Genomic DNA, 14,754 nt, shown 5'->3' with positions numbered 1-14,754 from the left:
GCTACGAGTTCAGGTCACAGGCGAAGCGGGTGGTGGCGGTCACCCAGGGATCGGCGAGACACGCGGTGTGTTCGCGGTCGCTGCGGTCGTCGTCCTCGAACACGATCGACTCGTCGTCGATCTCCAGCGGACCCGCGTCGCGGAATCCGTCGACTTCCAGAAGATCCGGCACGGCTAAGGGCATGTGACGCCTCCACGGTCTGTCGTGCGCTGAGGAACAGGAAACGGCCGGCGCGGGCCGGTGGACCCACTGGGCCGGGACTCGCTGAACCAAGGTAGGGAGGGCCGAACTCCCTGACAAGAGGACGGGTGGCACTGCTCCGGAGGACGTCACCGGGCCCCTGGGCGGACGGGCCTGCGGACGGGCGGGGTCCGGGCACGGTCGTCCGTCCCCGCCCGGCGCCCGCCCGTCCGTCCCCGCCCGGCGCCCGTGCGGCGCCGCCGGGCGACCGGATCTCCCCGGGCACGGAGAGGGCCCGTGTCCCGCGCGTGGTGCTCGATGGAGGGCGGAGGAGCCTAGGAGCGGGCGAGTCGCGCGTCAATATGAGCTATCCCCTGCGAGCCGCCGGTGTCGCGGGAAGACCGGGGACCCCTAACGTGAGCCCGTCCTCGACCATGGAGATCCGGAGACTTCACCGTGCCCGCGCGGGCGGTGGCTCGCGAGGGGTCGGTCGAGTGGTATGGCATGGATCATCGCCGGAACGCTTCCGGTCGAGGTGGGAGCGGCCCGATTCCGACGGGGTGGGACCCGAAGCGGAGTCGAGGCAGGAAACGGCCGTCGTCGGCAACTGCAGCGAACGGAGAACACTCGTGATTGTCGGAGTCCTCAAGGAGGCGCGGGCGGGTGAGCATCGTGTCTCGGCCACACCCGCCACGATCGAGCCGATCCGCAAACTGGGGTACGACGTCGTCGTCGACTCCGGCGCGGGTGTCGCGGCGGGCTTCACCGACAGCGCCTACGAGGCCGCCGGCGCGCGCATCGGCGACGCGGCGACCGCCGACGTGGTGCTGGGGGTCAACGCCCCGAGTCCCGCTCAGCTGGACGGAGTGCGGCCGGAGGCGACGGTGATCGCCCTGTTCGCCCCGGCGTTCGACCCCGCGACGGTCGAGGACCTGGGCCGCCGGCCGTTCACGGCGCTGTCGATGGACGCGGTGCCGCGCATCAGCCGGGCGCAGTCGATGGACGTGCTGTCGTCGATGGCGAACATCGCCGGCTACCGGGCCGTGGTCGAGGCGGCGCACACCTTCGGCCGGTTCTTCACCGGCCAGGTGACGGCGGCGGGCAAGGTGCCGCCGGCGAAGGTGCTCGTCGCGGGCGCGGGCGTCGCGGGCCTGGCCGCGATCGGTGCGGCGGGCTCGCTCGGCGCGATCGTACGGGCGACCGACCCCCGGCCCGAAGTGGCCGACCAGGTGCGGTCGCTGGGCGGCGAGTACCTGTCGATCGAGTCCCCGGAGGTCGAGGTCTCGAAGACGGGCTACGCCAAGGAGATGGGCGACGACTACAAGGCGCGCGAGGTCGAGCTCTACGCCGCGCAGTGCCGTGAGGTCGACATCGTCATCACCACCGCGCTGATCCCCGGGCGTCCCGCGCCGACGCTGATCACCGCGGAGATGGTGGCGAGCATGAGGCCGGGATCCGTGATCGTCGACATGGCGGCCGCCAACGGCGGCAACGTCGTGGGCACCGTGAAGGGCGAGAAGGTCGTCACGGAGAACGGCGTGACGATCATCGGCTACACCGATCTGGCGGGCCGGCTGCCGGCCCAGGCCTCGCAGCTCTACGGCACGAACCTGGTGAACCTGCTGAAGCTGATGACGCCAGGCAAGGACGGTCGGCTGGTCCTCGACTGGGACGATCCGGTGCAGCGCTCGATCACCGTCGTCCGTGAGGGCGAGTCGGCGTGGCCGCCCCCGCCGGTCCAGGTCTCGGCGGCCCCTGCCCCCGCCTCCGCGGCGGCGGAGACGAAGCCGGCGAAGTCGGCGAAGGAACCGCTGACGCCGGCCCGGCGCTTCGGCGGGGTGGCCGTCGCCGCGCTGGCGCTGTTCCTCGCCGCTGGGTTCGCGCCGGCGGCGCTGCTGCCGCACGTGACCGTCTTCGTGCTCGCGATCGTGATCGGCTACTACGTGATCGGCCACGTGCACCACGCCCTGCACACGCCGCTCATGTCGGTGACCAACGCGATCTCCGGGATCATCGTCGTCGGCGCGCTGCTGCAGATCGGGCACGACAGTGCCGCGGTCACGGTGCTGTCGTCCGTGGCGATCCTCCTGGCCAGTATCAACGTCTTCGGCGGCTTCGCGGTGACGCGTCGCATGCTCGCCATGTTCAACCGGAGCTGACATGTCTGCGACCATCGCCGCACAGGCGGCTTACCTCGTTGCCGCGCTGCTGTTCATCCTCGCGCTGGCAGGACTCTCCAAGCACGAGTCCGCACGACTCGGCAACGCGTTCGGCATGCTCGGCATGGGCGTCGCGCTCGTCGCGACGATCGTGCTCGCGATCGACGGCGACATCAGCACCGCCGGCCTCGGGCTGATGGCCGTGGCCATGCTGATCGGCGCGCTGATCGGTCTGCAGCGCGCCCGCGGCGTCGAGATGACCGGCATGCCCGAACTGATCGCGCTGCTGCACTCCTTCGTCGGCCTCGCGGCCGTGCTGGTCAGCTGGAACGGCTTCCTGAACGTCGAGCACGACCCCGACGGCCACGAGGCCGCGGCCCTGGACGCGCTCGGCACCCTGGGCATCCACCACGCCGAGGTGTTCATCGGCCTGTTCATCGGCGCGGTGACCTTCACCGGCTCCATCGTGGCCTACCTCAAGCTCTCGGCGAAGATCGACTCCAAGCCGCTCGTGCTGCCGGGCAAGAACGCGCTGAACCTCGGTACGCTCGGCCTGTTCGTCGCCCTGACGGTGTGGTTCGTGATCACGCCGGAACTGTGGCTGCTGATCGCCGTGACGGTCCTGGCGCTCGCCCTGGGCTGGCACCTGGTGGCCTCGATCGGCGGCGGCGACATGCCGGTCGTGGTCTCGATGCTCAACAGCTACTCCGGCTGGGCCGCGGCGGCCTCCGGCTTCCTGCTCGGCAACGACCTGCTGATCATCACCGGCGCGCTGGTCGGCTCCTCGGGTGCCTACCTGTCGTACATCATGTGCAAGGCGATGAACCGCTCGTTCCTCTCCGTGATCGCCGGCGGCTTCGGCATCGAGGCGCCCTCGGCCTCGGACGTCGACTACGGCGATCACCACGAGATCACCGCCCAGGCCGCCGCCGAACTCCTCGGCGCGGCCCGCTCGGTGGTCATCACACCCGGCTACGGCATGGCCGTGGCGCAGGCGCAGTACCCGGTCGCGGAGCTCACCTCGAAGCTGCGGGCGAAGGGCGTCGACGTCCGGTTCGGCATCCATCCGGTCGCCGGCCGCCTGCCCGGACACATGAACGTGCTCCTCGCCGAGGCCAAGGTGCCCTACGACATCGTCCTCGAGATGGACGAGATCAACGACGACTTCGCCGACACCGACGTCGTCCTCGTGATCGGCGCCAACGACACCGTCAACCCGGCCGGCGCCGAGGACCCCGGCAGCCCGATCGCCGGCATGCCGGTCCTCACCGTCTGGGAGGCGAACAAGGTCATCGTCTTCAAGCGATCGATGGCCTCCGGCTACGCCGGCGTGCAGAACCCGCTGTTCTTCCGCGAGAACACCTCCATGCTCTTCGGCGACGCGAAGGACCGGGTCGAGGACATCGTCGGCGCGCTCTGAGAGGAACGGACGGGGGCCGTCCTCCCCCTCGGGGGAGGACGGCCCCCCGCGCACCCCGGCGGCGCGGCCTACGACACCAGCCCCTGGCCCTCCAGTTCGGTGAGGCGCACGGTGCACAGTCCGCCGCGCTCCGTCCTCACGTCCGTCACCTTCAGCTGGGTGCCCGGGGTCAGGATGTACTCCTCCTCGCCCGTGAACGCGGAGAACCGCCGGATCCCCACCGCACGCGCCGGCGTCACCTCGAACAGGGTCCGCCGGCCGCGGCTCCCCAGGAAGGCCCGGGCGACGCCCGGCTCGGACGTGCACGACGAGACGCCCCACCACGTCACCGTGCGGCCCAGCGGATACTGGGACCGCAGGTCGAGCGCCACACCGCGCCACAGCGGTCGCGTCTGCGCCGGGAGGTCGGCGACGGCCGAGAACAGCAGACGCAGATACGGCAGGTACGGCACGAGCCGCTCCCGGTCCGGGGACCGCAGCACGGCGTTGATCTCGCGGTAGAACGCCGACTCGCACGTGTACAGGTACAGCGCCGAGATCGCGTCGGCGGACGGTCCGGCCCCGGACGCTCCGCCCGCGGCCTCCGCCTCCGCCACCTTGGCCTCCGCGAACCGGCTCGACCGCTCGACGTACCGGTCCAGGTTCGCCAGCACCCGCGTCACCGGCTCGACGGCCTTCCGGAAGTCCGTCACCGGCGTGTCGAACACCCCGGTGATCGGCGGCAGGACGAGACCCTCGTCCTTGACGCTCGTGAGCCGCTCCAGATAGAGCTGGTGCAGCTCCATCGTCGACGCGATGAACGCGCCCATGCGCTCCGCGACGCCGCCGCCGGACCCGCCGGCCCCGGCCGTGTCCCGGTCCCAGCCCTTGCGCGGCAGCCAGTCGACCGGCTCGGCCCCCACCGCCGCCAGGGCGTCGTTCACCCGGGCGAAGTGGTCCCCCTCGCAGAAGAGGTCCCCCTGCGCCGCCGGGTTCGCGTGGTCCAGGTGCCGGACCTCGACCCCCGGGTACTTCTTCTCCAGCCGCTCGACGACCCGCTTCAGGCTCCGGGCGTGCGCACCCCACCAGGCGAACACCACCCCGCGGTCCTCCTCCTCGGCGTCCTGCTTCGCCCGGAGGATCTCCTCGACGATCTGCTCGGCCACGGGCCGCCAGAACGACGTGTGCCCCTCGGTCGGCACGGCCCCGTCCGCGCTCGCCGTGAGGGACGCGTTCAGCAGCAGCACGCCCTGGGCGAGCATCGCCTGGAACCACTCCGGCGGCTGAACCGTGTCCTCCTTCTTCAACAGGGCCCGGACATCGGCGATCGGCGTCTTCTTGACGATGCCGTACTTCCACATCGCGGCCGCCTTGATGAGGCAGCGAATGCTGACCACCCGGCCGAACTGGCTGTCCTTCCAGTCGTGGAAGGTGTTGTCGAACATCGCGATGCCGGTCGCGCTCTCCGCCCGCGGGTACGGGTTCTGCCCGAAGGCGACCACCTTCCACCGGTGCGGCGGATGCGGCTTCAGCGCCTGGAACGTCAGCTCGCGCACCGGAACGACCTCCGGGCTCCGCTTCGGCCCGATGAAGGAGGCGGCCCCCGGCTGCGCCTCGATCACCGGGGCGAGCAGCGGCAGCCACGGCTCACCACCGCCCGTGAACAGCTCGGCCAGCCCCAACGGATCCGAGGCCGCGCCGGAGGACGTCCCGGCCTGCTCCGACGCGCCCGAGGCCCCGCCGGCCTGCGTCCCGGCCTGCTCCGGCGGCTCCGGCGCGTGCGGAGCGGCCCCGGCCTGCTCCTGCGGCTCCGGCGCCGCGACGGCCGGCGGCTGCTCCGGCACCTTGATCCGCACCCGCTGCGTCGGCCCCGCGCCCTCGATGTCGGCGAGCTGTCCGAGCACCGCTGCCCGCAACTCGTCGTAGTCCGCGAACCCGTGGTCGTGGAACAGGGTGTACCCCGTCCACATCAGATTGGCGCACACCTGCGCCGGCACCCGACCCGTCCGCGCGCCCATCCCGACGAGCGCCACCGACCGGATGCTGCCGGGCTGCGCCAGGTTCTGCAGGTGCACCGCCTGGAACGCCGCCGCGCACGCCAGCGCCACGTTCACCGTGTCGCTGACGTCCTGCGAGGACTGCCGCATCGTCGGCGTCGAGATCAGGTGGCGCGGCACGGCCGCCCCGGACGGGACGCAGACCGCGCTGCCCACCGGCAGGCTCCCGCCGAACCGCTCGCGGATCGCCCGCTGCACCCGCACCTGGACACCGGCGCCGAGGTGCCGCTTGACGACGGCGTCGACCCCTCCGTCCATCCGGCCCTTCGCGTTCGTGGGGGAGACCCACGCGTCGACGTCCACGTCGAGGACGGAACCCCGCCGGATCTCGACCCCGGGCGTGTCCGAGAACGCGGACCGCCAGGCCGCCACCACCTCGTCGTTGACGTCGACGAGGACGACCTTCAACGCACGCTCGACACCCACGAATTCCCCTCCCGCGCAATCTTTCGAACGTGCTCGAAGCTATCGCGCACCACTGACAACGCCCGTGAGCCGCGTCTCACCGACCCGGCCTCCCTTGCTATGCAACTCGTTGCATAGCAAGATCGGGCGCATGGCGCTCGACCACGCGATCCTCGTCTCCCTGCTCGAGAAGCCCGGATCCGGCTACGAGCTGGCCCGGCGCTTCGAGCGGTCCATCGGGTACTTCTGGACCGCCACCCACCAGCAGATCTACCGCGTGCTCAAGCGCATGGAGAGCGACGGCTGGGTGGACGTCCGGGACGTGCCGCAGCAGGGGCGCCCCGACAAGAAGGAGTACTCCGTCGCGGGCCCCGGGCGGGCCGCGCTCTCCACGTGGCTGCACGAACCGATCGAGCCCGAGAGCGTGCGGCACGACCTCGCGGTGAAGATCCGGGGAGCCGCCTTCGACGATCCGGCCGCGCTGATCGGCGAGGTCGAGCGGCACCGGCGGGCGCACGCCGACCGGCTGGAGCACTACCTCGCGGGCGAGGCGCGCGACTTCCCGCAGAGCGGGACCGACGGCCCGCTCGACGCCGAGCGGGAGCTCCAGCACGCCGTGCTGCGCGGCGGCATCTCGTACGAGCGGATGATGATCGCCTGGCTCGACGACGTCCTCGCCACGCTCGCCCGGTTCCAAGCCGAGCGCTGAAACCCCTCACCCTCCACCCCCATCCCCCGTCCCGAGCCGGAAAGGCGGACGTCATGGCCGACCCGCTGCTGTTCAACCCGCACACCTACGATCCCGCCCACTTCGACCCGGAGACCCGCCGGCTGCTGCGCGCCACCGTGGACTGGTTCGAGGCGCGCGGCAAGCGACGGATCATCGAGGACTACCGGAACCGGGTCTGGCTCGGCGACTTCCTCGCCTTCGCCGCGGAGGAAGGACTCTTCGCGACCTTCCTGACGCCGTCCGCCGCCGCCGGCGAGGACGAGGGCGACAAGCGCTGGGACACCGCCCGCATCGCCGCGCTCAACGAGATCCTCGGCTTCTACGGCCTCGACTACTGGTACGCCTGGCAGGTCACCATCCTCGGCCTCGGCCCGGTCTGGCAGAGCGACAACGCCGCCGCCCGCGCCCGCGCCGCCGAACTCCTCGGCCGGGGCGAGGTGTTCGCCTTCGGCCTCTCCGAGAAGTCCCACGGCGCCGACATTTACTCCACCGACATGCTCCTGGAGCCCGACGGCGGGGGCGGCTTCCGCGCCACCGGCTCCAAGTACTACATCGGCAACGGCAACGCCGCCGGCCTCGTCTCCGTCTTCGGCCGCCGCACCGACGTCGAGGGCCCCGACGGCTACGTCTTCTTCGCCGCCGACAGCCGCCACCCGGCGTACCGCCTCGTCAAGAACGTCGTCGCCTCGTCGAAGTTCGTCAGTGAGTTCCGCCTGGAGGACTACCCCGTCGCCGCCGAGGACGTCCTGCACACCGGGCGCGCCGCCTTCGACGCCGCCCTCAACACCGTCAACGTCGGCAAGTTCAACCTCTGCACCGCCTCCATCGGCATCTGCGAGCACGCGATGTACGAGGCCGTCACCCACGCGCAGAACCGCATCCTGTACGGCCGCCCGGTCACCGCCTTCCCGCACGTGCGCCGCGAGCTGACCGACGCGTACGTCCGCCTCGTCGGCATGAAGCTGTTCAGCGACCGCGCCGTCGACTACTTCCGCACCGCCGGTCCCGACGACCGCCGCTACCTCCTCTTCAACCCGATGACGAAGATGAAGGTGACCACGGAGGGCGAGAAGGTCATCGACCTGATGTGGGACGTGATCGCGGCCAAGGGCTTCGAGAAGGACAACTACTTCGCGGAGGCCGCCGTGGAGATCCGCGGCCTGCCGAAGCTGGAGGGCACGGTCCACGTCAATCTGGCGCTGATCCTGAAGTTCATGCGCAACCACCTCCTCGACCCGGTCGCGTACGAGCCCGTCCCGACCCGCCTGGACGCGGCCGACGACGCGTTCCTCTTCCGGCAGGGCCCGGCCCGGGGGCTCGGCTCGGTCCGCTTCCACGACTGGCGGCCGGCCTACGACGCGTACGCCCACGTCTCCAACGTGGCCCGTTTCCGCGAACAGGCCGACGCGCTCTGCGAGTTCGTGCTCAAGGCGGCGCCCGGCGAGGAGCAGAGCCGCGACCTCGACCTGCTCCTCGCCGTCGGCCAGCTCTTCGCGCTCGTCGTCCACGGGCAGCTGGTCCTGGAGCAGGCCGCCCTGACCGGTCTCGACGAGGACGTCCTCGACGAGCTGTTCGCCGTCCTCGTCCGCGACTTCTCCGGGCACGCGGTCGAGCTGCACGGCAAGGACTCCGCGACCGAGCAGCAGCAGCTCTGGGCGCTCGGCGCCGTCCGGCGCCCCGTCGTCGACGAGGCGCGGTCGGAGCGCGTCTGGCGGCGCGTCGAGGCGCTGTCGGGCGCGTACGAGATGACGCCCTGACCGGTCCCCTCGGGTGACGGGCCGTCAGTTCGGGACCTGGCGGCCCTCCTCGTCCACGACGACCGTGCCCCAGTAGCGGTCCCACGTGTCGCCGACGTGCTCGGGCACCTTGCCCGCCGGGTAGCGCACGTAGCCCTCCGGCGGCTCCTGGCCGTCGGCCACGCAGTCCTGGCCGTCGGTGTTGCCGACCGCCTTGACCGGGTGGCGGCCGGAGCCGCAGACCCGTTCCTGGCCCGCGCAGCCCGTCAGGAGGAGGGCCACCGCCCCCGCTGCCGCGAGGACGGGAAGGGTGCGGGACGGGCGGGGGCGTCGGGTCTGCTGCGTGGTCACTGTCACGGGCCTCTCTCGCTGGTGCCCCCAGTCTCGGCGAATGCGGGGCCCCTGTGATGAGTACGCGTACTCAACCGGTCCTGAGCGGGGCGCCGCCCCCGCCGGCCGCCCGCCTCCGGGCGGCCGGCGGGGACGGCGGGGGCGTCACGGCTTGGGCAGGGTGCAGCCCGGGCGGTTGAGGTCGATCACGTTGCCGGCGCCGACGCAGGGGACGATCGTGTAGGTCTCCTGGGCGTAGTTGATGCCCTGGTGGACGGTGACGGTGCCGTTCTGGTCGATCTCGCACGGGTTGTTCACGGTGCAGCTCTCACCGCTCTCGTTGCCCGTGTTGTTGACGGCGACGACCTTGCCGGTGGTCGCGTCGATCACGGGCGAGCCGGACGTGCCGCCGATCGTGTTGCACGCCGAGGTGTAGCGGACCGAGTCCTTCCAGGTCCAGTCGCCCTCCTTCATGCGGTAGACGAAGCCGTCGACGTTGCAGCTGTAGATCCGCTTCCAGTAGCCGGAGACCACCTTGATCGCCGAACCCTGGACCGGGTGGGCGTCGTTGAGGGTCAGGGCGCTGATGCCGTACGTGCTCTGGATCTGCGCGTACGTCTTGGTCAGCTGGTAGATCGAGATGTCCGTGTCGGTCATCGTGCCGTACGCGATCTTGCTCGCGCGCAGGGTGCCGACGCCGGTGCCGGCCGAGTTGAGCAGGGTGAAGGAGCGGCTGGAGCGCCGGTCCTTGACGACCTGGCCGGGCCCCGGCATGCCGGTCTCCAGGCAGTGGCCGTTGGAGAGGACGAGGGCGGGGTCGCTCGGCAGGGAGCTCGGGGTGCGGACGACGGAGCCGGAACAGTTGCTGAGCGCGACCGTTCCCGCGAAGTCGACGGCGGTCACGGCCTGCGCCCGGGGTGCGGAAGCGGGGGCCGGGGCCTGTGCGACCGTCTCCCGGGGTGCGGAGGCGGCGGCCGGGACCGCTGCCGCGCCTGCCAGGAGCAGGGCGAGCAGGGCGCCGGCGAGAGGCTTCTTCATGTGGGGGTTCCCCTCTGATGGCTGTGCAACCGAAGATCCTTCGGTTGTCATGCACATTCTTTGAAGGGGGAACCCCAACTGGCAAGACCGCGAACCGGGTTGGGGCGAAACGCGCCAGGGCCGCTTCGGAACGGTCCGAAGCGGCCCTGGGTGTCGCGGGGGTCAGGCGGCAGGCGGCCCCACGACGGGGGTGTCGCCGCCCGGGAGGCGGGCGTCGGGGGAGAAGAGGATCTTCACGGCGCCGTCGCGCTTGGACTGGAACATGTCGTACGCCTCGGGCGCCGCGTCCAGGGGCAGCCGGTGCGTGGCGAAGTCGTCCACGCCCAGCGGGTCGTCGTCGGTGAGCAGGGGAAGCAGGTCGTCGACCCACCGCAGCACGTTGGCCTGGCCCATCCGGAGCTTGAGCTGCTTGTCGAACATGGCGAGCAGCGGCATCGGGTCCGCGGCGCCCCCGTACACCCCGGAGAGCGACACGGTCCCGCCGCGGCTCACCAGCTCGACCGCCAGGTGCAGCGCGGACAGCCGGTCCACGCCGAAGCGGCGCATCATGCGCCGGGCGAGCCCGTCCGGAAGCAGGCCGACCATGGTGTGCAGCCCCTTGGCGACCGGGGCGCCGTGCGCCTCCATGCCGACCGCGTCGATCACCGCGTCGGGCCCCCGCCCGTCGGTGAGGTCCCGCACCCGGTCGATCAGCTCGTCCTCGGACGGGTCCAGGACGTGCACCCCGCGGGCCGCCGCTCGGGCCCGGCGCTCGGGCACGGGGTCGATGCCGATGACGAGGCCGGCGCCGCGCAGCAGGGCGATCCGCGCGGACATGTCGCCGATCGGCCCGAGGCCCAGCACCGCGACCGAGCCGCCCGGCGGCACCTCCGCGTACTCGACGGCCTGCCACGCCGTCGGCAGCACGTCCGAGAGGTAGACGAAGCGGTCGTCCGACGGCCCCTCCGGCACCGGGATCGGCAGGGTGTCCCCGAACGGCACGCGCAGGTACTCGGCCTGCGCGCCCGGCACCTGCCCGTACAGCTTCGTGTAGCCGAACAGGGCGGCGCCCGTGTCGTACGCGTGCACCTGCGTGGTCTCGCACTGGGAGTGCAGCCCCCGCGAGCACATCGCGCAGGTGCCGCAGCACACGTTGAACGGCACCACGACCCGCGAGCCCGGCCGGAGCCGCCGCACCTCCGGGCCCACCTCCTCCACCACACCCATCGGCTCGTGCCCGAGGACGTCACCGGCGTCGAGGAACGGCCCGAGGACCTCGTACAGATGCAGGTCGGAACCGCACAGCCCGCTCGACGTGATCCGAACGATCACGTCCGTGGGTTCCTGCAGCACGGGGTCCGGCACCTGCTCCACCGAGACCTTCCGTCGTCCCTGCCACGTGACGGCCTTCATGGCGGCCACCTTCCCGTCCGTCCGGGACGACGGGCCTTCCCCCGCCCCGGAAGCTCGGCGATGTCGCTGCGGCGGCTACCCGGGGCGAGCGGCCCTACTCGCCGCGCTCCCGACGAACGGGTCCGCGGCGCCGGGAGCGGCGGACCGCTTCAGCCCGACACGGCCGGTCCGAGGACGAAGAGGCCCTCCGTACCCGTGAGCTCCAGCAGCCGCACCATCTGGTGGCTGGGCGCCGCGAGCCTGAGCGCGTGCCCCGAGACCCGTGCCCGCTCCCGCGCGGCCAGCAGCGCGTTGAGGCCCGTGGAGTCGCAGAACGAGGAGTTTCGCAGGTCGACGACGATCTCGGAGCCGGGGGGAGCCCCCTCGACGGCCCCCATGAGCGCGGTGTGCAGCTCCTCCGCGCTGTTGAGGTCCATGTCGCCGATCACACGGATCACGTACGGATCGTCACGGACTGCCATCGCGAGCCTCCTCGTACGCCCCGCGTCTGCCCGGCAGGGCCCGTTTCACGCCTGCCGGGCCACCCGACCCGGCACGTCCGGCCCCCGCGGTTCGTACGTCCCGACGAGTGGATCACCCGTTGGTGAGTTCCGCCGCCCGGCCCGCCGACCGGACGCCACGCTGGGGGCGAAGGGCGGCGAGAGACCAGGGAGTGGACGTGACGCGAGAACCGGGATCCCGCGGGGGTCCGGACGAGCGGGTGGTGTTACTGGCGGCGGGGCTCGCCGATCTGGCGGTGAGCACCCTCGGCTCGGGCCTCGGGCTCGTGCGGGGGCTGCTGAGGCGGTCGGACGCCGCCGAGATGGCGGCCGAGGCCGAGCGGGACCTGGCGGCGCGGGGCCGTCTCGTGCTCGACCGGTACGCGTCCCCACCGCCGGCGCACCTGGAGGTCCTCGCCCGGCACGTGCTGGCGCGGCGGGCCGGCGATGACGGCTGAGCGGTGGGAGCCGGCCGCGTTCAAGGCGCGCGTCGACGAGGTGCTGCGGGACCACGTCGCCTCGGAGGCCGACGGGCTCACGGCGGTCGACCCGGACCTGGGCCCGGTGGCGGACCAGCTGGAGGCGGCGGTCGCGGACGGCAAACGGCTGCGGGCCGCGTTCTGCTACTGGGGCTGGCGCGCTGCCGGACAGCCCGACAGCGACGCCCTGGTACGGGCGGCGGCGTCCATGGAACTCGTGCACGCGGCCGCCGTCGTGCACGACGACCTGATCGACGACAGCCCGCTGCGGCACGGCCGGCCCACCGCGCACATGGCCCTGCGCGGTGCGGTGGCGCACCACCCGCGGCCCGCCGCGGGCGCCCGGTCGCTCGCGATGCTGGTCGGCGACCTGCTCATGTCGCTCGCCGGGCAGCTCTTCGTCACCAGCGGCCTGCCCGCCGCCTACCTCGGCCGGGCCCGACCGCTCTGGGCGGCGCTCGCCCGGGACCTCGTCGCGGGGGAGTCCCTGGAGATCCTGCGCACGGGCGCCGCCCCGGACACGACGGCCTCGCTGAAGGTGATCCGCTACAAGACCGCCAAGTACACCGTCGAGCAGCCCCTGCTGATCGGCGGCGCCCTGGCCGGGGCCGGCGGCCGGCTGCGCGAGGGCTGTTCCGCGTACGGAGTGCCGCTGGGCGAGGCCTTCCAGCTGAGGGACGACCTGCTCGGCCTGTTCGGCGACCCCGGGACCACCGGCAAGGCCGGCGCCGACGACGTCCGCGGACACCGGCCCACGACCCTGCTCGCCGAGACCTGGCGGCTCGCCGACGAGGAGGAGCGCGGACGGCTGCGCGAGCTGCTCGGCCGGCGCGCGCCCGACGGGGACGCCCTGGAGGCCGTACGCGAGGTGATGCGACGGCTGAAGGCGCCCGACCGGGTCGAGGCCATGATCACCGAGCGCGTCGAGGAGGCCCTCCGCGCCCTCCACGGGCTGAACCTTCCCGCGGCCCCCGCCGCCGCGCTCACCGCCCTGGCGCACTCGGCCGCGGTCCGCCGTTCCTGACGCGGGACGGCGCGCAACGACGCGCAACGACGCGCAACGACGCAGAACGAAGCAGAACGACGCAGAACAAGGAGCCCTGCCCATGCCCCCCACCGAGGTGTCCATGGACGCCCTGCGGCACGCCGGTGACGAACTCGCCGACGCCACGGTCGCCACCCTCTTCGAGCGCGGGGAGGTCGGCACGTTCAACACCCTCATGCGGTACGTCTCTACCGCGGGCTCCCCCCTGCCGGACGGGCTGCCCGACGTCGCCCGGGAGTACCTCCGCGCCACGAGCGCCCCGCCGTCCTGGGTGGACTGGGGGGAGATGGAGAAGGCCCGGCTGTTCTTCATCGACAACAACGTGCACATCTCCACCGCGCTCTCCTTCGCCTCCATGCCCGCCTGCTACCTCGTCCCGCACGTGGCGAAGCTGCTGTCGGCGACGCACGGCCTGAAGTACCCCTCCAAGCGGATGGCGGAGACCGGCCAGTTCACCGTCCACCTCATGCGGCCCGACGCCTTCGAGGCCGGCGGCCGCTTCGTCCCGGCCGCGCAGAAGGTCCGCCTGCTGCACGCCTCCATCCGGCACCACCTCCGGCGCGAGGACCTCTGGGACGCCGGGGCGTCGGGGGTGCCGATCTGTCAGGAGGACATGATCGGCGGGCAGATGTTCTTCTCGATGCTCGTCCTCGACAGCCTGCACCGCCTCGGCATCCACATGTCCTCCGAGGGGGCCGAGGCCTACTACTACGCCTGGCGCGTGGTCGGCGCGATGCTGGGCGTCGACCAGGAAGCCGTCCCGAAGACCCTCGACGAGGCCCGCCGCTTCCTCGACCTGTACATGATCCGCCACATGGGGCCGTCCCCCGAGGGCGTCCACCTCACCCGGCAGCTCATCGACCTGTACGAGGAGGTCGTCCCCGGCACCTTCTTCGACCCGATCGTCTCCGCGCTCATCCGCCACCTCGTCGGCGACACCTGCGGCGACTGGCTGGAGGTCCCCCGCACACCCTGGGACACCGTCGTCAAGGCCGTCCCCCACCTCCTCGGCGTCCTGGAGACCATCGAGGACCGCTCCCCGCTCGGCGCCTGGGCCCTGGACCGCCTGGGCCACCTCACCACCGTCCTCGAACTGTCCTCCCTCACCCGAGGCCGGGTCATGCACTACGCCATCCCCGAACACCTCAAGAAGGACTACGGCCTCCCGACGGGCCCGCCGCGCACCCACCGCTGGACCCCACCGGCCGCCACGGTCTCCCCGTGACGCGGACGCCCGGAGACGTCGCCGGTGAGGCGGTTGATCATCGGGTGTCGCGCGCCGACTTCCTCGCCTAAGGTGGCTCCGTCGTCGAGAGGTGAGGGG

Annotated in this window: 13 protein-coding genes; 7 read left to right on the top strand and 6 right to left on the bottom strand. The window is 72.0% G+C overall.

The genetic code is table 11. The features are described 5' to 3' along the window. Position 1: 1 nt before the first annotated feature. Positions 2–172, bottom strand: a complete 171-nt coding sequence (locus tag ACZ66Z_RS01525; RefSeq protein WP_469931929.1) for an SflA family class IV lanthipeptide — start codon at positions 170–172, stop codon at positions 2–4. A 638-nt stretch (positions 173–810) separates the two neighbouring features. On the opposite strand from ACZ66Z_RS01525, the gene ACZ66Z_RS01520 reads away from it, so the two are divergent. Both ACZ66Z_RS01520 and pntB read left to right on the top strand, forming a co-directional pair. Then, a complete protein-coding gene (locus tag ACZ66Z_RS01520; protein ID WP_469931928.1) occupies positions 811–2,340 on the top strand; it encodes a Re/Si-specific NAD(P)(+) transhydrogenase subunit alpha in 1,530 nt (509 codons plus the stop codon). A gap of 1 nt (position 2,341) precedes the next feature. Further along, positions 2,342–3,760, top strand: coding sequence for a Re/Si-specific NAD(P)(+) transhydrogenase subunit beta (gene pntB, locus ACZ66Z_RS01515; RefSeq protein WP_469931927.1), 1,419 nt, complete (start codon positions 2,342–2,344; stop codon positions 3,758–3,760). Positions 3,761–3,828: 68 nt separating this feature from the next. On the opposite strand, the gene ACZ66Z_RS01510 is transcribed toward pntB, so the two are convergent. Next, entirely contained in the window at positions 3,829–6,222 is a 2,394-nt protein-coding gene (locus ACZ66Z_RS01510) for a macro domain-containing protein (protein WP_469931926.1), read from the bottom strand. A gap of 130 nt (positions 6,223–6,352) precedes the next feature. Here ACZ66Z_RS01510 and ACZ66Z_RS01505 point away from each other — a divergent pair, with 130 nt between their 5' ends. Next, on the top strand, positions 6,353–6,910 hold the full coding sequence (locus tag ACZ66Z_RS01505) for a PadR family transcriptional regulator (protein WP_469931925.1): 558 nt from the start codon (positions 6,353–6,355) through the stop codon (positions 6,908–6,910). 53 nt (positions 6,911–6,963) lie between these two features. Further along, positions 6,964–8,688: an acyl-CoA dehydrogenase family protein gene (locus ACZ66Z_RS01500; RefSeq protein ID WP_469931924.1), complete on the top strand. Its 1,725-nt coding sequence runs from the start codon at positions 6,964–6,966 to the stop codon at positions 8,686–8,688. Positions 8,689–8,712: 24 nt separating this feature from the next. Here the strand turns inward: ACZ66Z_RS01500 and ACZ66Z_RS01495 are convergent, their stop codons facing one another. The 4 genes from ACZ66Z_RS01495 to ACZ66Z_RS01480 form a co-directional block, all read right to left on the bottom strand. Further along, on the bottom strand, positions 8,713–9,024 hold the full coding sequence (locus ACZ66Z_RS01495) for an SCO0607 family lipoprotein (RefSeq protein WP_469931923.1): 312 nt from the start codon (positions 9,022–9,024) through the stop codon (positions 8,713–8,715). Positions 9,025–9,162: 138 nt separating this feature from the next. Beyond that, complete coding sequence (locus ACZ66Z_RS01490) at positions 9,163–10,035, bottom strand: S1 family peptidase (protein ID WP_469931922.1); 873 nt, start codon at positions 10,033–10,035, stop codon at positions 9,163–9,165. Positions 10,036–10,197: 162 nt separating this feature from the next. Then, complete coding sequence (locus ACZ66Z_RS01485) at positions 10,198–11,427, bottom strand: alcohol dehydrogenase catalytic domain-containing protein (protein ID WP_469931921.1); 1,230 nt, start codon at positions 11,425–11,427, stop codon at positions 10,198–10,200. A gap of 149 nt (positions 11,428–11,576) precedes the next feature. Then, positions 11,577–11,888, bottom strand: coding sequence for an STAS domain-containing protein (locus tag ACZ66Z_RS01480; RefSeq protein WP_469931920.1), 312 nt, complete (start codon positions 11,886–11,888; stop codon positions 11,577–11,579). A 197-nt stretch (positions 11,889–12,085) separates the two neighbouring features. On the opposite strand from ACZ66Z_RS01480, the gene ACZ66Z_RS01475 reads away from it, so the two are divergent. The 3 genes from ACZ66Z_RS01475 (at position 12,086) to ACZ66Z_RS01465 (ending at position 14,655) form a co-directional block, all read left to right on the top strand. Continuing rightward, positions 12,086–12,364 (top strand): polyprenyl synthetase, encoded by a 279-nt coding sequence (locus tag ACZ66Z_RS01475; protein WP_469931919.1) that lies wholly within the window; start codon positions 12,086–12,088, stop codon positions 12,362–12,364. Beyond that, positions 12,354–13,409, top strand: coding sequence for a polyprenyl synthetase family protein (locus tag ACZ66Z_RS01470; RefSeq protein WP_469931918.1), 1,056 nt, complete (start codon positions 12,354–12,356; stop codon positions 13,407–13,409). The genes ACZ66Z_RS01475 and ACZ66Z_RS01470 overlap by 11 nt, the downstream gene beginning before the upstream one ends. 82 nt (positions 13,410–13,491) lie before the next feature. Further along, a complete protein-coding gene (locus ACZ66Z_RS01465) occupies positions 13,492–14,655 on the top strand; it encodes an oxygenase MpaB family protein (RefSeq protein WP_469931917.1) in 1,164 nt (387 codons plus the stop codon). Positions 14,656–14,754: the final 99 nt, after the last annotated feature.

Source organism: Streptomyces sp. NPDC107498 (assembly GCF_055582805.1).
This window is presented reverse-complemented; position numbering and strand designations above follow the sequence as displayed.

Coding starts and splice junctions, on each gene's coding strand:
- ACZ66Z_RS01500 (WP_469931924.1), top strand. CDS start 6,964: ATGGCCGACCCGCTGCTGTTCAACCCGCACACCTACGATCCCGCCCAC.
- ACZ66Z_RS01465 (WP_469931917.1), top strand. CDS start 13,492: ATGCCCCCCACCGAGGTGTCCATGGACGCCCTGCGGCACGCCGGTGAC.
- ACZ66Z_RS01480 (WP_469931920.1), bottom strand. CDS start 11,888: ATGGCAGTCCGTGACGATCCGTACGTGATCCGTGTGATCGGCGACATG.
- ACZ66Z_RS01485 (WP_469931921.1), bottom strand. CDS start 11,427: ATGAAGGCCGTCACGTGGCAGGGACGACGGAAGGTCTCGGTGGAGCAG.
- ACZ66Z_RS01505 (WP_469931925.1), top strand. CDS start 6,353: ATGGCGCTCGACCACGCGATCCTCGTCTCCCTGCTCGAGAAGCCCGGA.
- ACZ66Z_RS01490 (WP_469931922.1), bottom strand. CDS start 10,035: ATGAAGAAGCCTCTCGCCGGCGCCCTGCTCGCCCTGCTCCTGGCAGGC.
- pntB (WP_469931927.1), top strand. CDS start 2,342: ATGTCTGCGACCATCGCCGCACAGGCGGCTTACCTCGTTGCCGCGCTG.
- ACZ66Z_RS01470 (WP_469931918.1), top strand. CDS start 12,354: ATGACGGCTGAGCGGTGGGAGCCGGCCGCGTTCAAGGCGCGCGTCGAC.